Origin of the sequence: Vibrio lentus, assembly GCF_002875945.1 — a bacterium.
Taxonomy (GTDB): Bacteria; Pseudomonadota; Gammaproteobacteria; order Enterobacterales; family Vibrionaceae; genus Vibrio; species Vibrio apostichopi.
Genome location: NZ_MCZK01000097.1, coordinates 163,292 through 183,041, shown reverse-complemented (window position 1 = coordinate 183,041; position 19,750 = coordinate 163,292). Strand labels below are relative to the sequence as shown.

The following is a 19,750-nucleotide window of genomic DNA, read 5'->3' as shown; positions in this document are numbered from 1 at the left end:
AATCAAAATTAGAGAGGTTAACGAAAGGAAGGAATTAACAGAGTTAGCGTATCGAAGATGGATGGACACTTGATTGATTTCGGCCATCAGACTTCGCTTGATAGAGGCGCTATCTGCCAGTGCAACAGCCGACTCCATTTCATCATTCGGTGTCGGTATGTAAGAGATGATGCCGATACTTACGGTTACGAGTTCAGAAACTGCCGAGTCTTCATGTTCGATACCAAGCTTTTGCACTTCATCATGAATACGCTTTGCCACCAGCAGAGCACCCTCAGCGGTCGTATTCGGCAGAATAAAGCCAAACTCTTCACCGCCGTAGCGCGCCACACAATCCGATGAACGATTCAGCACTTGCTTAAATGCTTGAGAAACCTGAACGAGTGCATCATCACCTTGTTGGTGACCATAAAAGTCGTTGTAGCCTTTAAAGAAATCGATATCACACAGCATAATGGTCAGTGGCAATTTCTCTCGCACATGGTAGTGCCACAGGGTCGACAACTGCTCATCGAAACGACGGCGGTTAGAGACTTGAGTCAAGCTGTCCATGAAGCTCAAACGTTCAAGTTCAAGGTTCGCTTCTTCAAGCTTCTGCTCCGCTAAATAACGTTCGGTGATGTCACGTGCCATGATCAAAACACCATTGGTACTCGAAGCCGGATCCCTAAACGGTGATTTGACCACGTCATACCAAGTAAACTCACCATCACTGGAAACTACCTTGTCGATATAACGCAGCGATTTACCTTGATGAAGCACTTGCTGATCCGTATCAGAAAGACGCAAATACATGCTGTTAGGCACCACATCTTGTAAGCGCTTACCCACTAAATCCGACACTTCAGAGATACCAAGCGCCGCCACAAACGGCTTATTACACGCTTGATACACCATGTTTTCATTGAAGATACCAATGGAGTCAGGGCTTGCTTCTAAGATGTTTTGTAAGATGGTGTCACGCTGAGCAAGAGCCACTTCGGTATCTTTACGCCTTTCCATCTCACCACGTAGTTTCTGCTGCATGTCATGCCAATCAGTCACGTCATGACTAATAGAAAGCGTTCCTATGGTTTCACCATCTTGAGACAGTAAAACACTTTGATATGTTTCGAGCAGGCAGCTTTTGCCATCTTGATCCGTGGTCCAAGAGCGCTCACTCACACGCCCTTTCAACGCGCCACCAGAAACACTCAAGGTGCCTTCTTCTGGGCGGCCATGCCAAAACTTCTTAAAAGATCGGTTACTCGCGACCAATTCACCCTTTGGATCTTTCACGTAGATCAACTCAGATAAAGAGTCTAAGGCGGTACGCGAGACATTTAACTCACGCACTTCTTGGGAATATTCTTCGTCGGTATTTTTATAAGGGGATGCATGGATCATCCACGCGCTTTTACTTCTAAAAACGATCCGACGACCAACCAAATTCACTTTGAAGAATTCGAACTCTGAAAGCGCCCAAAGCGAAAGCTGTTCAAACGCTCGCGAGTTACGATGATTGGTCAGATAATGACGAAAGCTATTCTCACTCTCGATGGTGGGGAAGCGAAAATTGATACCAATTTGACGAATGCCGAGCAACTGCATCGCTTGACGATTGGCATATAAAATTTCGCCACTTCGGATGTCGACAAAGTAGAGTGGTGATGGCGTAGCAAGTAGAAGTTTTTCTATATGTAACTGATAACGAGAATAAAGGTGCCAGCAGATGAGACCAATGAGCAACATGATCACGATATAAATACCGTACCCATACGCCCTGTCCCACAACCAAGTCATAACCAGTTCCATTTACTCTCAATCTATACCATCAATTCTGTGAGGGAAATGTTACCACTAATTATAGGGATTATCTGCTGTTACCTACTTTCTACTCAAATCTATCAATTACCGCTGTTTAATACAGGCAATGTGTACTCAAATGCAGCGCCCGTTTCAATGCCTTGAGCGCCCGTCTTGTCTAACGAACGGCCAATTTCTGTCATCGCTAACCATCGGTTTTCACACCATAAAGGAGAGAGCAGTGTTGGACGTCGTGCGGCAGAAGAAACTCGGTGATAGACCACATGAGCAGGCGTGCGTTGGATAATTGCACTGGCGATATCAATGTACTCCTCCAAGGTTGGTGCCTCGAGCTTGCCAGCTTTCCACGCCTTAGCCATGGTGCTGCCCTCTACAATATGCAGTCCATGCAGTTTGATACCATCGGTGCCAACGGCGAGTACCTTGTTTAAAGTTTCAAGATTATCGGCTTTGGTCTCCTTCGGCAGGCCAACAATAAGGTGGGTACACACCTTGATCCCTAAAGCACGTGCACGTTGGGTGATCGTTTCATACACCGCAAAATCATGACCACGATTAATCCGCTTCAATGTTTTGTCGTTTGCGGTTTGTAAGCCTAGCTCAAGCCATATTTCATAGCCTTGCTCCACATAACCCGCCAGCAATTCCAACACCGAATCTGGAACACAATCAGGTCTTGTTCCGACACACAAACCAACAATGTCAGCACCTGGTGCTCTAAGCGCTTCTTCATACATATTCTTGAGCACTTGTACTTCAGCATAAGTGCTGGTGTAAGCCTGAAAGTAAGCAAGATACTTTTTGGCTCGGGCAATTTCACCCGCACGATCTTTTAGCTGATCAGCAATACTTTGAATTTGAGTTTGTTCGTCGGCAAAGGAAGCGACATTACAGAAAGTACACCCACCACGGCCGATTGTTCCGTCGCGGTTTGGGCAGCTAAAGCCACCGTGCAGTGTCAGTTTATGAACCTTTTCGCCATAACGGCGCTGAAGGTCTTGGCCGATAGTATTAACCAACTCGTGTAATTGCATATTTTGAAAGTGCTCAAGTAAATAAGAATGAATATCAGTCTATTTCTGAAAAAAAATTACATCCCTGCAAAATTCAACCAATTAGTTTACTCAAGGCCTTTTGCGAGCAACCTATCAAATATCAATAAACATGCAAAAAATCGGCTCTATTTGCCTAATGTTGCACATTTGTTAGACATTAAATTCAAAATAAAACGAAAAAAATGGTCTACATGGGTCAACTTTCATTGCAATTCGCCTAGACAAAATTGTAGGATACTTACACATATTGGCTATTTTTGTGTATTTACTTACAACGAAAACTTGTTAATAAGTCGGTGATATCCATATCCCACCTATATAATCCACTAGTTTGTGGCTAAAAATAAACGGATATCACTAAGGATTGTTTTTCTCGCAATACTTTTCCTGCGAGATACGGAAAGGATTCAAACCGCCAGCATAGGCAGGTTTAGACCCATAAATATAAAAGGACAAGGCTAACTTTATACAAATAAGTTGCGCCTAGATTTAACTGGAAGGATGTATCTATGGTAGATCAAGAGCAGAACTCACAGGGTCTGTATACTCCTGAACTGGAGCATGACGCTTGTGGTATCGGTTTTGTTGCGCATCTAAAGAATCGCAAATCTCATGATGTAGTAACTCAAGCACTCGATATGCTTGCACGTATGGAACACCGTGGCGGCCAAGGCTGCGATCCGTGTTCTGGTGATGGTGCAGGTATCCTGCTACAGAAGCCGCACGAATTCTTACTAGAAGAAGCCGTTAAGCTTGGAATTAAACTGCCATCTTTTGAAAAATATGGTGTTGGTGTTGTACTTTTCCCTAAAGATGAACACAAACGTGCACAGTGCCGCGATATTTTAGAGCGCAATGCACAACGCCTTGAGTTAGAAGTTATCGGCTACCGTGAACTTCCAACTGATAATTCAATGATTGGTGCTGACCCACTAAGCACTGAACCTCAATTTGAACACGTATTTATCTCTGGCGGCCCTGGTACTACACCAGAAGAGCTTGAACGCAAACTGTATGTTCTACGTAACTACACGGTTCGTGTATGCCTAGAAAGTGTGTCAAACATTGGTGATGACTTCTACATCAACTCTATGTCTTACAAGACATTGGTGTACAAAGGTCAGCTAACAACAGAACAAGTTCCTCAGTACTTCCTAGATCTGCAAAACCCAACCATGGTGACAGCTCTAGCACTTGTACACTCTCGTTTTTCTACCAATACATTCCCACGTTGGCGTCTAGCTCAGCCTTTCCGTTACATTGCACATAATGGCGAAATCAACACGGTTCGCGGCAATCTAAACTGGATGAAAGCGCGTGAAGCGATCCTTGAATCGGATCTGTTCACTCAAGCTGAAATCGACATGCTACTGCCTATCTGTCAGGAAGGTAGTTCGGATTCATCAAACTTCGATATGGCACTTGAGCTTCTAGTTCTGTCTGGTCGTACTCTGCCACACGCATTGATGATGATGATCCCAGAAGCATGGCAAGAAAACAAAAACATGGACCCAACTCGTCGCGCGTTCTACCAGTACCACGCGAACGTAATGGAACCATGGGATGGCCCAGCTTCTGTCTGCTTCACTGATGGTGTTCAAGTAGGTGCAACGCTTGACCGTAATGGTCTACGCCCTTCTCGCTACACAGTGACCAAAGACGACTTCCTAGTAATGGCGTCTGAATCTGGCGTAGTAGAAATCGCGCCAGAAAACGTTGAATACCGTGGTCGTCTACAGCCTGGTCGTATCTTCGTTGCTGACCTTGAGCAAGGCCGCATCATTTCTGATGAAGAAGTGAAAGACGGCATCGCTAAATCGCAACCCTACGAAAAATGGGTTGAAGAGAATCTTCTGAGCTTGAAAAAGCTACCGGATGCGAGCAACGAATTTAACCAACCTTCTCCAGAGAAACTGCTACACAAACAACAATCGTTTGGTGTGAGCTCTGAAGAAGTAAACGAAATCATTCTCCCTCTTGCAAAAACAGGCTACGAGCCACTTTCTGCAATGGGTGCTGACTGGCCGCTAGCGATTCTTTCTCACCAATCGCAGCACCTTTCAAACTACTTTAAGCAGTTGTTTGCACAAGTAACTAACCCGCCAATCGACCCGATTCGTGAGCGTATGGTTATGTCTCTGAACACTTACCTAGGTAAAGATCAGAACTTACTTGCTGAAACACCTGAACACTGTCAAAAAGTAGAACTTGAGTCTCCTGTTCTTTCTAACTCAGAGTTAGAGAAACTGCGTGCAATCGATAACGAGCACCTTCAATCGAAGACTCTGGATATCGTATTCCAAGCAAATGGCGACCAAGGTAAGTTAGAGCGAGCACTTAAACGTATCTGCCAATATGCGGAAGATGCGGTTATTGATGGTTACTCTATCATTCTACTGACTGACCGTGCGGTTAACTCGAACCACGCAGCTATCCCAGCAATGCTGGCGGTTGGCGCTGTTCACCACCACCTGATCCGTAAAGGTTTACGTGCTAAGTGTGACATCGTGGTTGAAACAGGTGACGCGCGTGAAACGCACCACTTCGCAACCTTAATCGGTTACGGTGCAAACGCAGTTAACCCATACCTAGTTATCGAAACGATTGTTGAACTGCAACGTACTAAGAAGCTAGATCCAAACGTTCACCCACGTGAGTTATTCGATAACTACCGTAAAGGTGTTAACGGCGGTCTACTGAAGATCTTCTCGAAGATGGGTATCTCTACGCTGCAATCTTACCACGGTGCTCAAATTTTTGAAGCTCTTGGTATCAGTAAATCAGTGGTTGAAAAATACTTCACAGGTACGGTTTCTCGTATCCAAGGTCTAACGATCGATGATATCGCACGCGAAGTTCTAGTACGTCACCGTGTTGGTTACCCAGCTCGTGAAATCCCAGCACAGATTCTTGATGTTGGTGGTGTTTACCAGTGGAAACAACGTGGTGAGAAACACTTATTCAACCCAGAAACGATTTCTCTACTTCAAGAATCAACGCGTAACAAAGATTATGGTCAATTCAAAAAGTACGCGAACGCCGTTGATGCTCAAGGCGACAACGCAGCAACACTGCGTAGCCAACTTGATTTCATCAAGAACCCAGCAGGCTCTATTCCTCTAGCAGAAGTAGAACCTATTGAGAAAATCCTTAAGCGTTTCGCTACGGGTGCAATGAGCTTTGGTTCAATCTCACATGAGGCTCACTCAACACTGGCTGTTGCAATGAACCGCATTGGCGCGAAATCAAACTCAGGTGAAGGTGGTGAAGATCCAGCACGTTTCGAACGCAAAGAAAACGGTGACTGGGAACGTTCAGCAATCAAACAGGTGGCTTCTGGTCGCTTTGGTGTAACGTCTTACTACCTATCTAACGCTGATGAGCTTCAAATCAAGATGGCTCAAGGTGCGAAACCTGGCGAAGGTGGTCAACTACCTGGTGATAAGGTTGATGATTGGATCGGTGCAACACGTCACTCGACTCCGGGCGTAGGTCTTATTTCTCCACCGCCACACCACGATATCTACTCAATCGAAGATTTGGCTCAGCTGATCTACGATCTGAAAAACGCGAACCGTAATGGCCGTGTCAACGTGAAGCTAGTATCAGAAGCTGGCGTAGGTACGATTGCATCAGGTGTAGCGAAAGCGAAAGCTGACGTAGTACTTATCGCAGGTTTTGATGGTGGTACGGGTGCATCTCCGATGTCTTCTATCCGTCACACAGGTCTGCCTTGGGAGCTGGGTCTAGCGGAAACTCACCAAACACTGCTGAAAAACGGCCTACGTAACCGTATTGTGGTTCAGTCTGATGGTCAGATGAAAACACCACGTGACCTTGCAGTCGCAACGTTACTTGGCGCTGAAGAATGGGGCGTAGCAACAGCAGCTCTAGTTGTTGAAGGCTGTATCATGATGCGTAAGTGTCACAAGAATACATGTCCTGTTGGTATCGCAACACAGAACAAAACTCTTCGTGAGCGTTTCGACGGCCGCGTAGAAGACGTAGTAACGTTCTTCCAATACATGGCTGAAGGTCTACGTGAAGTAATGGCTGAACTTGGCTTCCGCTCTATCGATGAGATGGTTGGTCAATCGCACAAACTTAAAGTTCGTGATGACATCGGTCACTGGAAGTACAAAAACCTAGATCTAACACCAGTACTGCACATTGAGCAGGCTCGTGCAGAAGATGGTATCTACAACCAGACAACACAAAATCATAATCTTGAAGACGTTCTAGACCGTAAGTTGATTCAGGCTGCAATCCCAGCGCTTGAGAAAGGTGAAGCAGTTACCGCTCAATTCCCTATCATCAACACGGACCGTTCAGCAGGCACGATGCTGTCGAACGAAATCTCGAAGGTTTACAAAGACCAAGGTTTACCGCAACCAATGAACGTTAAGTTCCATGGTAGTGCAGGTCAATCGTTCGGTGCGTTCCTTGCGAAAGGCGTTAAGTTCGAAGTAGAAGGCGACGCGAACGATTACTGGGGTAAAGGTCTGTCTGGCGGTACTTTGGTACTGTACCCGGATGCGAAATCTACTATCGTAGCGGAAGATAATATCGTGGTGGGTAACGTATGTTTCTACGGCGCGACTTCAGGTGAATCTTTCATTCGCGGTATGGCTGGCGAACGTTTCTGTGTTCGTAACTCTGGTGCGAAGGTTGTTGTTGAGGGTGTTGGTGACCACGGTTGTGAATACATGACAGGTGGCGCGGCAATTATCCTTGGTTCAACAGGCCGTAACTTTGCTGCAGGTATGAGTGGCGGTGTCGCTTATGTTTGGGATAAAGCAGGCGACTTCGAAACCAAGCTTAACGCAGAACTTGTCGACCTAGATCCAATTGAACAAGAAGATAAAGATCTTCTACTAGATATGCTAACTAAGCATGTTGAATTCACAGGAAGTGAAGTTGCTCAGTCTTTCCTAGACAACTTTGAAGCAAGTGTTGCATCACTGATTAAAGTAATGCCACGTGACTACAAAGCGGTTCTTCAAAAGCGTAAAGCTGAAGCACAACAGGCACAAACGGAAGAAGTGGAGGCAGTATAATGGGTAAGCCTACTGGATTTTTAGAACACGGTCGTGAGCTTCCAAAGAAGCTCGACCCGTCAGTTCGAATTGAAGACAACAAAGAGTTCGTACTTAACGAAGAGTTTGGTGAAAAGATCAATACTCAAGCCTCTCGTTGTATGGACTGTGGCGTACCTTTCTGTCACAGCGGTTGTCCAATTGGTAACATCATCCCAGAATTCAATGATGCGGTTTACCGTGACAGCTGGGAAGAAGCTTGGAACATTCTAAGCTCTACCAATAACTTCCCTGAATTTACAGGTCGTGTGTGTCCTGCTCCTTGTGAAAGTGCTTGTGTTCTTGGTATCAACCAAGACCCAATCACTATCTGTAATATCGAGAAAACAATTGTAGAAACTGCGTACCGTGAAGGGTACGCAAAGCCTAAAATACCTCGTTCACGTACAGGTAAAACAGTTGCCGTTATCGGTTCAGGCCCTGCAGGTCTAGCCGCTGCTGAGCAACTAAACAGTGCCGGTCACTCTGTGACGGTATTTGAGCGTGACGAGAAAGTGGGTGGCCTACTGCGTTTCGGTATCCCAGATTTCAAACTGGGTATGGACGTGATTGATCGTAAGATCAACCTAATGGCTGAAGCTGGCGTTGAGTTTAAAGTAAACCAACACATCGGTGTTGATGTTAATGCTCAACAGCTACGCCAAGAATTTGATGTGGTATTGCTAACGGGTGGTTCTACGGTTCCACGTGACTTGCCAATCCCAGGTCGTGAGCTGAAAGGCGTTCACTTTGCCATGGAATTCCTTGGTCAAAACAACCGCCGTGCCAACGACTTAGACCTGAAAACAGAAGAGCTTCACGCTAAAGATAAGCACATTGTGGTTATCGGTGGTGGTGATACGGGTTCTGACTGTGTGGGCACATCAAACCGTCATAAAGCAGCAAGCATTACTCAGGTTGAGATCATGCCGATCCCACCAGAGCAACGCCCTGCCAATATGCCTTGGCCTCAATACCCAATGATCATGAAGACCACCACTTCTCACGAAGAAGGTTGTGAACGTCATTGGAACATCCTGACTAAAGAGTTCATCTCTGACGATAACGGTAATGTAACCGGACTTCGCATTGCTGACATCGTTTGGCAAGATGCGAAACCAGGTGAACGTCCAGGTTTTGATGAAGTCGCGAACTCTGAACGTGTTATCCCTTGTGATATGGCATTCCTAGCGATGGGCTTCTTACACCCAGAACCAACAGGTGTACTGGCTCAGCTAGACATTAAACTGGACGAGCGCGGCAACGTGGCTTCTGAAGGTTATGCGACGAACCAGAAGGGCGTTTTCGCTGCTGGTGATATGCGTACTGGCCAGTCTTTGGTTGTACGTTGTATTAATGAAGGTCGTGAATGTGCAATTGCCATTGATGACTTCTTAATGGGTAACTCAAACTTAGAAGCGAAAGCTGATTCACTCATGCTTTCCGCATAATATTTCTCGGGCTAATGTCGTTGACGTTAGCCTAGGGAAAAAGCAACACCCTTCCTAACTTTTATATTTGGCTAGCACTCGATGCTAGCCTTTTTTCTATCTGGTCTTTCACTCTTTCTCAATCACTCCTGCTGCACATGTTAAATTTCGTTAACATCTAGCTTTTATATCTCATTGATCTTCATCGACTATTTTAGATTATTACGTGGCTAATCGCGTTTACACATGATAATTAACCATGAACTTGACCTTAAACACAATTAGCTATACGTTGTAAAGCTGATGAAAATAAAACCAATCAGTTTTGTTAACACAGCCAATAACGTTTTAGCTAGCTAAAAACAAACTATCAGTTTATATAAGAACAAGTTCATAAAAAAATAACAAGTACATGAATAGTTAGTCATTTACTGTCTGGATGACAGCGAAGCAAAAGGGAGAATTGCAATGGCTCTATATGATCCTAGTCTTGAAAAAGACAACTGTGGATTTGGTTTAATAGCGCAAATGGAAGGCCAACCTAGTCATAAGTTGGTACGAACTGCTATTTCAGCCCTCGATCGCATGACACACCGTGGTGGTATCGCCGCGGATGGTAAAACAGGAGATGGCTGTGGCTTATTGCTACAGAAGCCAGACTCTTACCTCAGAATTATTGCTGAAGAGAATAACTTCAAGCTCGGCAAACAGTACGCTGTCGGCATGATTTTCTTCAGCCAAGATCCAATCAAAGCGCAATCGGCGCAAGACATCGTCAATAAAGAGCTCGCTCAAGAGACTTTAACCGTAGCTGGCTGGCGTGTCGTGCCAACCAACACCGACGTATTAGGCCCAATCGCCAAAGATTCTGTTCCCAATATTCAGCAAGTGTTTATCTCCGCTCCCGCTGGTTGGCGTGAACGCGATATCGAACGACGCCTATACATTGCTCGTCGCCGAATTGAAAAACAGATCACCGAAGACAAAGATTTCTATATTTGTAGCCTGTCGACTCAAGTCATGGTCTACAAAGGCTTGTGTATGCCCGCCGATCTTCCGCGATTTTACCTCGATCTTGCAGACTTACGTATGGAATCAGCTATATGTCTGTTCCACCAGCGCTTCTCAACTAACACACAACCGCGTTGGCCATTGGCTCAACCATTCCGCTATTTGGCACACAATGGTGAGATCAATACCATTGAAGGCAACCGTCAATGGGCTAAGGCTCGCGCCTATAAATTCTCTTCACCGCTGCTGCCCGACTTACAAACGGCCGCACCTTTTGTGAATGAGACAGGATCAGATTCATCAAGCCTAGATAACATGCTCGATCTATTCCTTGCCGGTGGTATGGATGTGTTCCGAGCGATGCGTATGCTTGTGCCGCCAGCTTGGCAAAACCACCCAGACATGGACCCAGAGCTTCGTGCCTTTTACGATTTCAACTCAAAACACATGGAACCGTGGGATGGCCCTGCGGGTATCGTACTGTCTGACGGGCGTTATGCTGCATGTAACCTCGACAGAAACGGCTTACGCCCTGCTCGCTATGTAATCACAAAAGACAACCTAATCACCTTGGCATCCGAAGTCGGTATCTGGAATTATGCGCCAGACGAAGTGGCAGAGAAAGGACGTGTTGGCCCTGGTGAATTACTCGTTATTGATACGCGTCGCGGTAGGCTATGGCAATCGAACGAGATCGACAATGATCTTAAAGGCCGTCACCCATATAAAGAGTGGATGGATAAGAACGTTCACAAATTAACACCGTTTTCCGCACTAGCAGATGACCAAGTCGGTAAGCGTAATTTTGATGATGACACCCTAAAGACCTATCAAAAACAGTTTGCAATGAGCAACGAAGAGTCAGACCAAGTACTGCGTGTACTCGGTGACATGGGACAAGAAGCGGTCGGTTCTATGGGCGACGATACGCCAATGGCTGTGCTGTCTTCTAAAGAGCGCCTAATCACCGACTATTTCCGTCAGAAGTTTGCTCAAGTCACCAACCCACCGATTGATCCTTTGCGTGAAAAACACGTTATGTCTCTGGCAACCAGTATCGGCCAAGAGATGAATGTGTTCTGTGAAACCGATGGGCATGCTTACCGTGTGACGTTTGATTCACCCGTTCTACTTTATTCTGATATGCAGCAACTTCTGCAATTAAATCAAAAGCATTATGGCCATACGATTCTTAGCATGCACTATGACCCAGCAGAAAAAGATCTCGAACAAGCCATCAACGACTTGTGTGATCGTGCGGTTCAAGATGTACGTAACGGCGCCGTTTTGGTTGTGCTTTCAGACAAAGGTTTAGAGAAAGGTAAGCTACCCGTTCCAGCAGCCATGGCAGTCGGTGCGGTGCAAACTCGACTCGCAGACACCAACCTACGTTGTGATGCTAACATCGTGGTTGAAACAGCAACTGCACGCGACCCACATCAATTTGCCGTACTGCTTGGCTTCGGTGCCACCGCGGTTTACCCGTATCTCGCTTATGAAGCTCTGGGCAAAATGTTGGACGATGGTTCATTAGATAAAGACTATCGCACTGCATTGCAAAATTACCAAAACGGCATCAACAAAGGTCTTTATAAGATCATGTCGAAGATGGGTATCTCGACAATTGCTTCGTATCGCTGCTCGCAGTTATTTGAGGCAGTCGGTTTACATACCGATGTTGTTGATCTGTGTTTCCGTGGCGTAACTACTCGTATCCAAGGCGCTAGCTTTAGCGACTTCCAGCAAGATATCTATAACCTATCTCGTAAAGCCTGGACAAAACGTAAACCACTGGAACATGGTGGCTTACTCAAATACGTACATGGCGGCGAATACCACGCCTACAACCCAGACGTAGTCAGTACCTTGCAAACCGCCGTAAAGACAGGTGAAACATCCGACTACCAATCTTTTGCGAAGCAAGTTAATGCTCGCCCTGCTGCTATGCTGCGCGACTTAATGAGCCTCAAAAAAGCCGATCAACCTCTGCCTCTAGAGCAAGTAGAGCCAAGTAGCGATCTCTTTAAACGCTTCGACTCGGCAGCCATGTCGATTGGAGCCTTGAGCCCAGAAGCTCATGAAGCGCTGGCCATGGCGATGAACCGATTAGGAGGCTACTCCAACTCTGGTGAAGGTGGTGAAGATCCACGACGCTTCGGTACTGATCGCAACTCGCGCATCAAACAGATAGCTTCTGGTCGTTTTGGTGTGACGCCACATTACTTAACCAATGCGGATGTTCTACAAATCAAAGTCGCACAAGGTGCGAAGCCAGGAGAAGGAGGTCAGCTGCCGGGTCATAAAGTCACGGCAGAAATCGCTAAGCTGAGATACTCAGTTCAAGGCGTGACTCTGATCTCTCCTCCTCCGCATCACGATATTTATTCTATCGAGGATCTGGCGCAGCTGATTTTCGATCTTAAACAAGTTAACCCTAAAGCCTTGGTTTCAGTGAAGTTAGTATCGGAACCGGGTGTGGGCACCATTGCTACTGGTGTGGCGAAAGCCTATGCCGACTTGATTACGATCTCCGGTTACGACGGTGGTACCGCGGCAAGCCCGCTGACCTCGGTAAAATACGCAGGTTGCCCTTGGGAGCTTGGCTTAGCGGAAACTCAACAAGCATTGGTAGCCAATGGCCTACGCCATAAGATCCGCCTACAAGTCGATGGTGGTTTAAAAACTGGCCTCGATGTTATCAAGGGCGCGATTTTAGGTGCAGAGAGCTTTGGTTTTGGTACCGCACCTATGGTGGCGATGGGTTGTAAGTTCTTAAGAATTTGTCACCTAAATAACTGTGCGACAGGTGTTGCGACTCAAGATGAAACCCTACGTCGTGAATACTTCAAAGGCCTACCAGATATGGTGGTGAACTACTTTACCGGCCTAGCCGATGAAGTACGTCAATACCTTGCAGAACTTGGCGTAGAAAAACTTACTGACCTGATTGGTCGTACTGACTTGCTTGAATCAGTTCAAGGTCTCACTGCGAAACAGAGCAAGCTCGATCTCTCTTCAATATTGGAAGCTCCGGTATCTGCGGAAGGTCACCCACTGTTTTGGACAGAGCCAAACGCACCGTTTGATAAAGCTCAACTCAACCAACAGATCCTTGATGATGCCATTGATGCGATTGAAAAACGTCAATCCACCAGCCTTTACTACAACGTGATCAACACCGATCGCTCGATTGGTGCTCGTATCTCTGGTGAAATTGCCAAACGTTACGGTAACCAAGGCATGGCGGGCTCACCAATTAAGTTATATCTCGATGGTACAGCAGGCCAATCCTTTGCGGTTTGGAACGCTGGCGGCGTAGAGCTGTATCTGACGGGTGATGCCAATGACTATGTCGGCAAAGGCATGGCGGGCGGCAAAGTGGTGATCAAACCTCACCAAGGCACAGCGTTTACTTGTAATGAAGCGACTATCATCGGTAATACCTGCTTGTATGGCGCAACCGGAGGCAAGCTGTTCGCTGCGGGTACTGCTGGCGAGCGATTTGGCGTGCGTAACTCAGGTACCGTTGCCGTGATTGAAGGCGCGGGTGACAACGCTTGTGAATACATGACGGGCGGTATTGTTGCCATTCTTGGCGCAACCGGAGTGAACTTCGGTGCCGGTATGACGGGTGGTTTTGCTTATGTGATGGATAAGAATGAAGACTTCCAAGGCCGTGTGAACAACGAATCGGTCGAAGCGCTTTCTCTGTCTGACCTCTTTATCCACCAAGAACATCTGCGCGGCTTGATTGCGGAGCACTTAGAAGAGACTGGCTCAGTACACGCTGAAGCTATTCTGGCGAACTTTGATGAATGGATTCCGAAGTTCTACCTAGTGAAGCCAAAGACGGCAGATCTCAACACCTTGCTCGGTCACCAAAGCCGCAGCTCTGCTGAACTTCGTGTTCAAGCGCAATAATTGGAAGGAGCCAATAATGAGCCAGAATGTATACCAATTTATTGATGTGAATCGCGTAGACCCAGCGAAGAAGCCAATCAAGATACGTAAGATTGAGTTCGTAGAGATCTACGAACCTTTCACTAAGCAACAAGCCAAGGCGCAAGCTGACCGCTGTTTAGACTGTGGTAACCCTTACTGTGAATGGAAATGTCCAGTTCACAACTATATCCCTCAATGGCTCAAGCTTGCCAATGAAGGGCGCATTATCGAAGCAGCTGAACTGTCTCACCAGACCAACAGCTTGCCTGAGGTGTGTGGACGAGTTTGTCCTCAAGACCGTCTGTGCGAAGGGTCTTGTACCCTCAATGATGATTTCGGCGCAGTAACGATAGGCAACATTGAAAAATACATTAACGACAAAGCGTTTGAGATGGGCTGGAAGCCAGACATGTCTCACGTTGAATGGACCGACAAAAAGGTCGCTATCATCGGCGCAGGCCCAGCAGGCCTTGCAGCAGCGGATATCTTAGTTCGAAACGGTGTAAAAGCCGTGGTATTTGACCGCTACCCAGAGATCGGAGGCCTACTGACGTTTGGTATTCCATCGTTCAAACTAGAGAAAGGCATCATGGAAAACCGTCGCCGTATCTTTAGTGGAATGGGCGTTGAATTCAAAATGAATACCGAAGTCGGTAAAGACGTTCAGCTACAACAATTGGTCGATGACTATGATGCCGTTTTCTTAGGCGTCGGTACCTATAAAAACATGCGTGCTGGGTTAGATAATGAAGAAGCACCGGGCGTTTATGATGCCCTACCATTCCTTGTTTCCAATACCTATAAGGTCATGGAGCTGGATAACCCAACGCCATTCATCGATATGAAAGGCAAAAAAGTGGTCGTGCTTGGTGGTGGTGATACCGCAATGGACTGTGTCCGTACTTCAATTCGTCAACACGCTGCTAATGTTGTTTGTGCTTACCGCCGAGATGAAGCCAACATGCCAGGCTCTCGTCGTGAGGTGAAGAATGCAAAAGAGGAAGGCGTGAAGTTTATGTTCAACCTTCAGCCATTAGCTCTGGAAACCGATTCATCCGGTCATGTGACTGGCGTAAAAGTAGTGAAAACAGCCTTGGGTGAACCGGATGACGCAGGACGTCGTCGCCCTGAACCCGTAGAAGGCAGTGAGCATGTTCTTGAAGCAGACGCTGTGATCATGGCGTTTGGTTTCCAACCTCATGCAATGGAGTGGCTAGAACCATTTGGTGTAGATCTCGACCAATGGGGCCGCATCAAGGCTCCCGGCAAACAAGAGTTTCAATACCAAACCACCAACAGCAAGATCTTTGCCGGTGGCGATGCCGTTCGAGGATCTGACTTAGTGGTAACCGCTATCGATGAAGGCCGTAAAGCCGCAGAAGGGATCTTGGACTACCTAGAAGTGTAATTGGTGTAGAATTTCCTTTATTAGTCAGTTCGTTACTATAAAAAGGATCCAATTATGGATCCTTTTTTCAATTTGATACGTTTGATCACAAGCATAACGAAAATACGTAAAACAATCGCAAACAAGACAATACCGAGAACTATAATTAGAACTAAAATGCCATAGGAATCACGATGAAAAAAGCCGCTCTCCTCTCGCTATCTCTTTTAACTCTAACCGCTTGCAGCCAAGGAATCACGGACATGAAAGACAGAACTTCATCGCCTTGTGGTGATAAACCCAACTGTGTATCAACTCAAGATAGCCGTGAACAACATGCTCTAGCAGAGTTTGACCTCTCAGAGTCTGTAACTCTCGATCAAATTGAACAAATTGCCCTCACCTTACCGGGCGCAAAAACCGCCAACAAAACCGAAGATTACCTGCGTGTTGAATGCACCTCGCGCATCATGCGCTTTGTCGATGACTTAGAGCTTAAAATCACTGATGGAAAACTGATTGTTCGCTCTGAATCTCGTACTGGCCATTCTGATTTTGGTGTTAACCGAAAACGTGCTGAACAACTTCGAGCAAGCCTAAAAAGCGAAAGTCTAATCAAATAGATAAAAGAATACGCAGATAAATCGCAGCTATTCGGATGAGAAGTGCTTCTGGGCAGTCGCTCGACACTTCTCTTCCATGCTACAATTTCGCTCTACTGTTTAAATATTTTTTATTAAGAGACTACACATGAAAATCGGCATCATTGGCGCAATGGAGCAAGAAGTTGCGATCCTAAAAGCAGCAATTTCAGACATTACTGAAGTTAATAAAGGCGGTTGTACCTTTTTCTCTGGTCAGCTAAATGGTGTTGACGTTGTTTTGCTTCAATCAGGCATTGGTAAAGTAGCTGCGGCTGTTGGTACTTCAATCCTACTAAGCGAATACCAACCAGATGTGGTGTTAAACACGGGCTCTGCTGGCGGTTTTGACTCAACACTTAACCTTGGCGATGTAGTTATCTCGACTGAAGTTCGTCACCACGATGCAGACGTTACGGCTTTCGGTTACGAAATCGGCCAAATGGCAGGTCAACCTGCAGCGTTCAAAGCTGACGACAAGCTGATGGCTGTTGCAGAACAAGCACTAGCACAAATGGAAGATAAGCATGCCGTTCGTGGCCTTATCTGTACTGGCGACGCGTTTGTTTGCACAGCAGAACGCCAAGAGTTCATCCGTAAGCACTTCCCATCAGTGGTTGCTGTAGAGATGGAAGCATCTGCTATCGCTCAAGCTTGTCACCAATTCCAAGTACCATTCGTGGTTGTTCGTGCGATCTCTGACGTTGCAGACAAAGAATCACCAATGAGCTTCGAAGAGTTCTTGCCACTAGCGGCACAAAGCTCTTCTGAGATGGTTATCAAGATGGTTGCCCTACTAAAGTAAGCGACTAGACATGCAAACACTGTTTGATCAGGTATTTGCAAATGGCGTGCTCCTTGTTATGTGGGGAGCACTGCTTTTTCATTTAATTTTACCTATCCCCCATGCCGCACACCCCACGACCTTATGGCATAAGTTTGCTGAACTTTTAGCAACCAAGGTTAATAACAATCAAAATTATTCCCAAAGCTTAATCTCAGGCACTTTAGCTTGGGGGTTAATGGTCTTGCCGGCTCTGGTTATTCTATTGGCACTGCAGCCACTGGTTTGGCAATCACAACTGTTTGAATTAGCGCTGTTGTTACTCGCTATTGATTGGCGTAACAATGAAAAGCTGGCTAATCAGTTGATCAAAGCTCTTGGCCGAGAAGATAAAGCTGCCGCTCGTCAGTTATTAGATCCGATTGTTAATCGTCAAACTGAATCACTGTCATCACTTGGGCTTGGCAAAGCCGCTGCTGAAACCATCATCATGGGTTACGCTCGTAATGTGGTTTGTGTGTTGTTCTGGTACGCCATTGGTGGTGGAATCGCCGCTTTAATGTATCGCCTGATTGTTGAGTTAGCGCGTGCGTGGTCACCAAGTCGTAAGCGATTTTCTCCATTCGGCTCAACGGCTATCAAGATTGTCGCTATCCTAGAATTTATACCAATGCGCTTATTTGCCTTGATGATCGTATGTGGTGATAAAGCGTCTCATACATTCAAGATGATGCTCGTTCAGAGTCGCTCTTGGCCTCTACCCGGCCCTGCATGGTTAATTACCGCTGTCGGTAACAAGCTTGAGCTATCATTGGGCGGCCCTGCGATTTACGACAATACCAAAGCCATTCGTGCAAAATTAGGCGGCAGAATCGCTCCATCAGCCCTACATTTATCTCAGGTTCAAAAGCTGGTTTTTGGCCGCATCGCTATCTGGATATTCTTACAAAGCCTAGTCTTACTCATTATTCACCAAGGGATTTAAAGTGAAACCCTCTCAACTCGTTACACGATGTACCGCCCTCGCGTTCAGTCTCAGCTTTTGTTTATGGACTCCCGTTTCCTTCGCAACAGTCATCGCAACAGAAATAGCGACTGCCGAGCGTGTCATCAGCCTTGCTCCTCACGCCACTGAGCTCGCCTACAGCGCTGGTTTAGGTGAAAATCTTATCGCGGTGAGTGAGAGAAGTGATTACCCACCACAAGCTGACAAGCTAGAGAAAGTGGCTAATTACCAAGGCATCAAGGTTGAGAAAATCATCGCCCTGCAACCTGATCTTATCCTCGCGTGGCCTGCTGGGAATCCGCCAAGAGAACTCGCGAAACTGGAGCAATTTGGATTTAATATTTACTACTCTAAAACCAAAAGCCTAGACAGCATTGCGACCAATATCGAGCAACTCAGCCAATACTCCAGTGACCCAAGTATTGGAGAGAATAATGCCAAACAATACAAAGAGCAGCTCAACGCGTTGAGACTAAAATATAAAGATGCTGAGCCAGTAAATTATTTTTATCAGCTCAGTGAAAAGCCGATCATCACCGTCGCTCAAGGGCACTGGCCAAGTGAGGTGTTTGAGTTTTGTGGTGGCCACAATATTTTTGAAGACAGCGCCTCCCCTTACCCGCAAGTTGGCATTGAGCAAGTTGTGTTAAGGAAGCCACAAGTGATCTTCACTTCTCAGCATGCAATTGAGAATGGAACCATGTGGCAAACTTGGGAAGATGAGATCCCGGCAGTCGCTCAAAATCAGATTTGGTCACTCAACTCTGATTGGATTAATCGCCCGACGACGAGAACTTTGAAAGCGATCCAACAAGTATGCGATTTCTTCGATAGAGCTAGGCAAAATCACTAACTATTTGCTGCGTTTTTTCGTACAATTCGCCACCGACCTGTCCCTACAATTTCAACCATAAGAGCACCAGTATCATGGACTCCATGCTGCTTTATATTATCGATTTATTTGGCACTGCCATTTTTGCTGTCTCAGGCGTATTTGTCGCTGGCCGTCTTAAGATGGACCCCTTTGGTGTCGCCGTTTTAGGTAGCGTAACCGCGATTGGCGGCGGTACGATTCGTGACATGGCATTGGGTGCAACTCCCGTGTTTTGGATCACCGATACCACCTATCTTTGGGTCATCATCACCACCTGCTTGCTGACCATGATTATAGTAAGACGCCCCAAGCGTCTGGCCTGGTGGATCCTGCCAGTATGCGATGCGATCGGCTTAGCGGTATTTGTTGGCATTGGTGTTGAGAAAGCACTGATTTATCAAGACTCTGCATTGGTTGCTATTATCATGGGTGTGATCACAGGCTGCGGTGGCGGCATTATCCGTGACGTACTTGCTCGTGAAGTCCCAATGATCCTAAGAAGTGAAGTCTACGCGACCGCTTGTATCATTGGCGGCGCTTTCCATACCATGGCAATTAGCATGGGGCACGACTCAGAAACGGCCTTTTTAGCCGGTGTGTTTACAACACTATTGATTAGGCTTGGCGCTATTCGCTGGCACTTGTCATTGCCTACCTTCGCAATCAAATAGGCTAGCGTTACAAAATAGAAATAGGCTCCGCAAAGGAGCCTTTTTAATTCCGTTTTAAATCACTGTAC

At 46.4% G+C, this 19,750-nt stretch carries 10 protein-coding genes and 1 pseudogene; 9 read left to right on the top strand and 2 right to left on the bottom strand.

Annotation, left to right across the window (positions count from 1 at the left end):
- Positions 1 to 43: 43 nt before the first annotated feature.
- Both BCT49_RS07155 and BCT49_RS07150 read right to left on the bottom strand, forming a co-directional pair.
- A pseudogene (locus tag BCT49_RS07155) lies at positions 44 to 1,794 on the bottom strand (diguanylate cyclase domain-containing protein).
- Between the two features lie 92 nt (positions 1,795 to 1,886).
- Positions 1,887 to 2,840 carry a TIGR01212 family radical SAM protein gene (locus tag BCT49_RS07150; protein ID WP_099167415.1) on the bottom strand — a complete coding sequence of 318 codons (954 nt, stop codon included), beginning with the start codon at positions 2,838 to 2,840 and terminating at the stop codon, positions 1,887 to 1,889.
- Positions 2,841 to 3,370: 530 nt separating this feature from the next.
- Here BCT49_RS07150 and gltB (BCT49_RS07145) point away from each other — a divergent pair.
- The 9 genes from gltB (BCT49_RS07145) to BCT49_RS07105 all read left to right on the top strand — a co-directional run bounded on the left by gltB (BCT49_RS07145) (position 3,371) and on the right by BCT49_RS07105 (position 19,682).
- Positions 3,371 to 7,918, top strand: a complete 4,548-nt coding sequence (gene gltB, locus BCT49_RS07145; protein ID WP_102344557.1) for a glutamate synthase large subunit — start codon at positions 3,371 to 3,373, stop codon at positions 7,916 to 7,918.
- The gene (locus BCT49_RS07140; protein WP_102434680.1) at positions 7,918 to 9,387 is read left to right on the top strand and encodes a glutamate synthase subunit beta; all 1,470 of its coding nucleotides are present in this window, start codon (positions 7,918 to 7,920) and stop codon (positions 9,385 to 9,387) included. Before gltB (BCT49_RS07145) ends, BCT49_RS07140 begins: the two co-directional genes overlap by 1 nt.
- 447 nt (positions 9,388 to 9,834) lie before the next feature.
- A complete protein-coding gene (gltB, locus tag BCT49_RS07135; RefSeq protein ID WP_102434679.1) occupies positions 9,835 to 14,298 on the top strand; it encodes a glutamate synthase large subunit in 4,464 nt (1,487 codons plus the stop codon).
- A 16-nt stretch (positions 14,299 to 14,314) separates the two neighbouring features.
- Positions 14,315 to 15,727, top strand: coding sequence for an FAD-dependent oxidoreductase (locus tag BCT49_RS07130; protein WP_102434678.1), 1,413 nt, complete (start codon positions 14,315 to 14,317; stop codon positions 15,725 to 15,727).
- A 173-nt stretch (positions 15,728 to 15,900) separates the two neighbouring features.
- Entirely contained in the window at positions 15,901 to 16,329 is a 429-nt protein-coding gene (locus BCT49_RS07125) for a DUF1499 domain-containing protein (protein WP_102434677.1), read from the top strand.
- 127 nt (positions 16,330 to 16,456) lie between these two features.
- Positions 16,457 to 17,152, top strand: coding sequence for a 5'-methylthioadenosine/S-adenosylhomocysteine nucleosidase (gene mtnN, locus BCT49_RS07120; RefSeq protein ID WP_012603226.1), 696 nt, complete (start codon positions 16,457 to 16,459; stop codon positions 17,150 to 17,152).
- Positions 17,153 to 17,162: 10 nt separating this feature from the next.
- A complete protein-coding gene (locus BCT49_RS07115; RefSeq protein ID WP_102434676.1) occupies positions 17,163 to 18,116 on the top strand; it encodes a cobalamin biosynthesis family protein in 954 nt (317 codons plus the stop codon).
- 1 nt (position 18,117) lies between these two features.
- Complete coding sequence (gene btuF / locus BCT49_RS07110) at positions 18,118 to 18,990, top strand: vitamin B12 ABC transporter substrate-binding protein BtuF (protein ID WP_102434675.1); 873 nt, start codon at positions 18,118 to 18,120, stop codon at positions 18,988 to 18,990.
- A 74-nt stretch (positions 18,991 to 19,064) separates the two neighbouring features.
- Positions 19,065 to 19,682 carry a TRIC cation channel family protein gene (locus tag BCT49_RS07105; protein WP_017106808.1) on the top strand — a complete coding sequence of 206 codons (618 nt, stop codon included), beginning with the start codon at positions 19,065 to 19,067 and terminating at the stop codon, positions 19,680 to 19,682.
- Positions 19,683 to 19,750: the final 68 nt, after the last annotated feature.

Bases quoted from the DNA above. Each gene is read 5' to 3' on its own strand.
- gltB (WP_102344557.1), top strand. From the start codon at position 3,371: ATGGTAGATCAAGAGCAGAACTCACAGGGTCTGTATACTCCTGAACTG.
- BCT49_RS07115 (WP_102434676.1), top strand. From the start codon at position 17,163: ATGCAAACACTGTTTGATCAGGTATTTGCAAATGGCGTGCTCCTTGTT.
- BCT49_RS07140 (WP_102434680.1), top strand. From the start codon at position 7,918: ATGGGTAAGCCTACTGGATTTTTAGAACACGGTCGTGAGCTTCCAAAG.
- BCT49_RS07150 (WP_099167415.1), bottom strand. From the start codon at position 2,840: ATGCAATTACACGAGTTGGTTAATACTATCGGCCAAGACCTTCAGCGC.
- mtnN (WP_012603226.1), top strand. From the start codon at position 16,457: ATGAAAATCGGCATCATTGGCGCAATGGAGCAAGAAGTTGCGATCCTA.
- gltB (WP_102434679.1), top strand. From the start codon at position 9,835: ATGGCTCTATATGATCCTAGTCTTGAAAAAGACAACTGTGGATTTGGT.
- BCT49_RS07125 (WP_102434677.1), top strand. From the start codon at position 15,901: ATGAAAAAAGCCGCTCTCCTCTCGCTATCTCTTTTAACTCTAACCGCT.
- BCT49_RS07105 (WP_017106808.1), top strand. From the start codon at position 19,065: ATGGACTCCATGCTGCTTTATATTATCGATTTATTTGGCACTGCCATT.
- BCT49_RS07130 (WP_102434678.1), top strand. From the start codon at position 14,315: ATGAGCCAGAATGTATACCAATTTATTGATGTGAATCGCGTAGACCCA.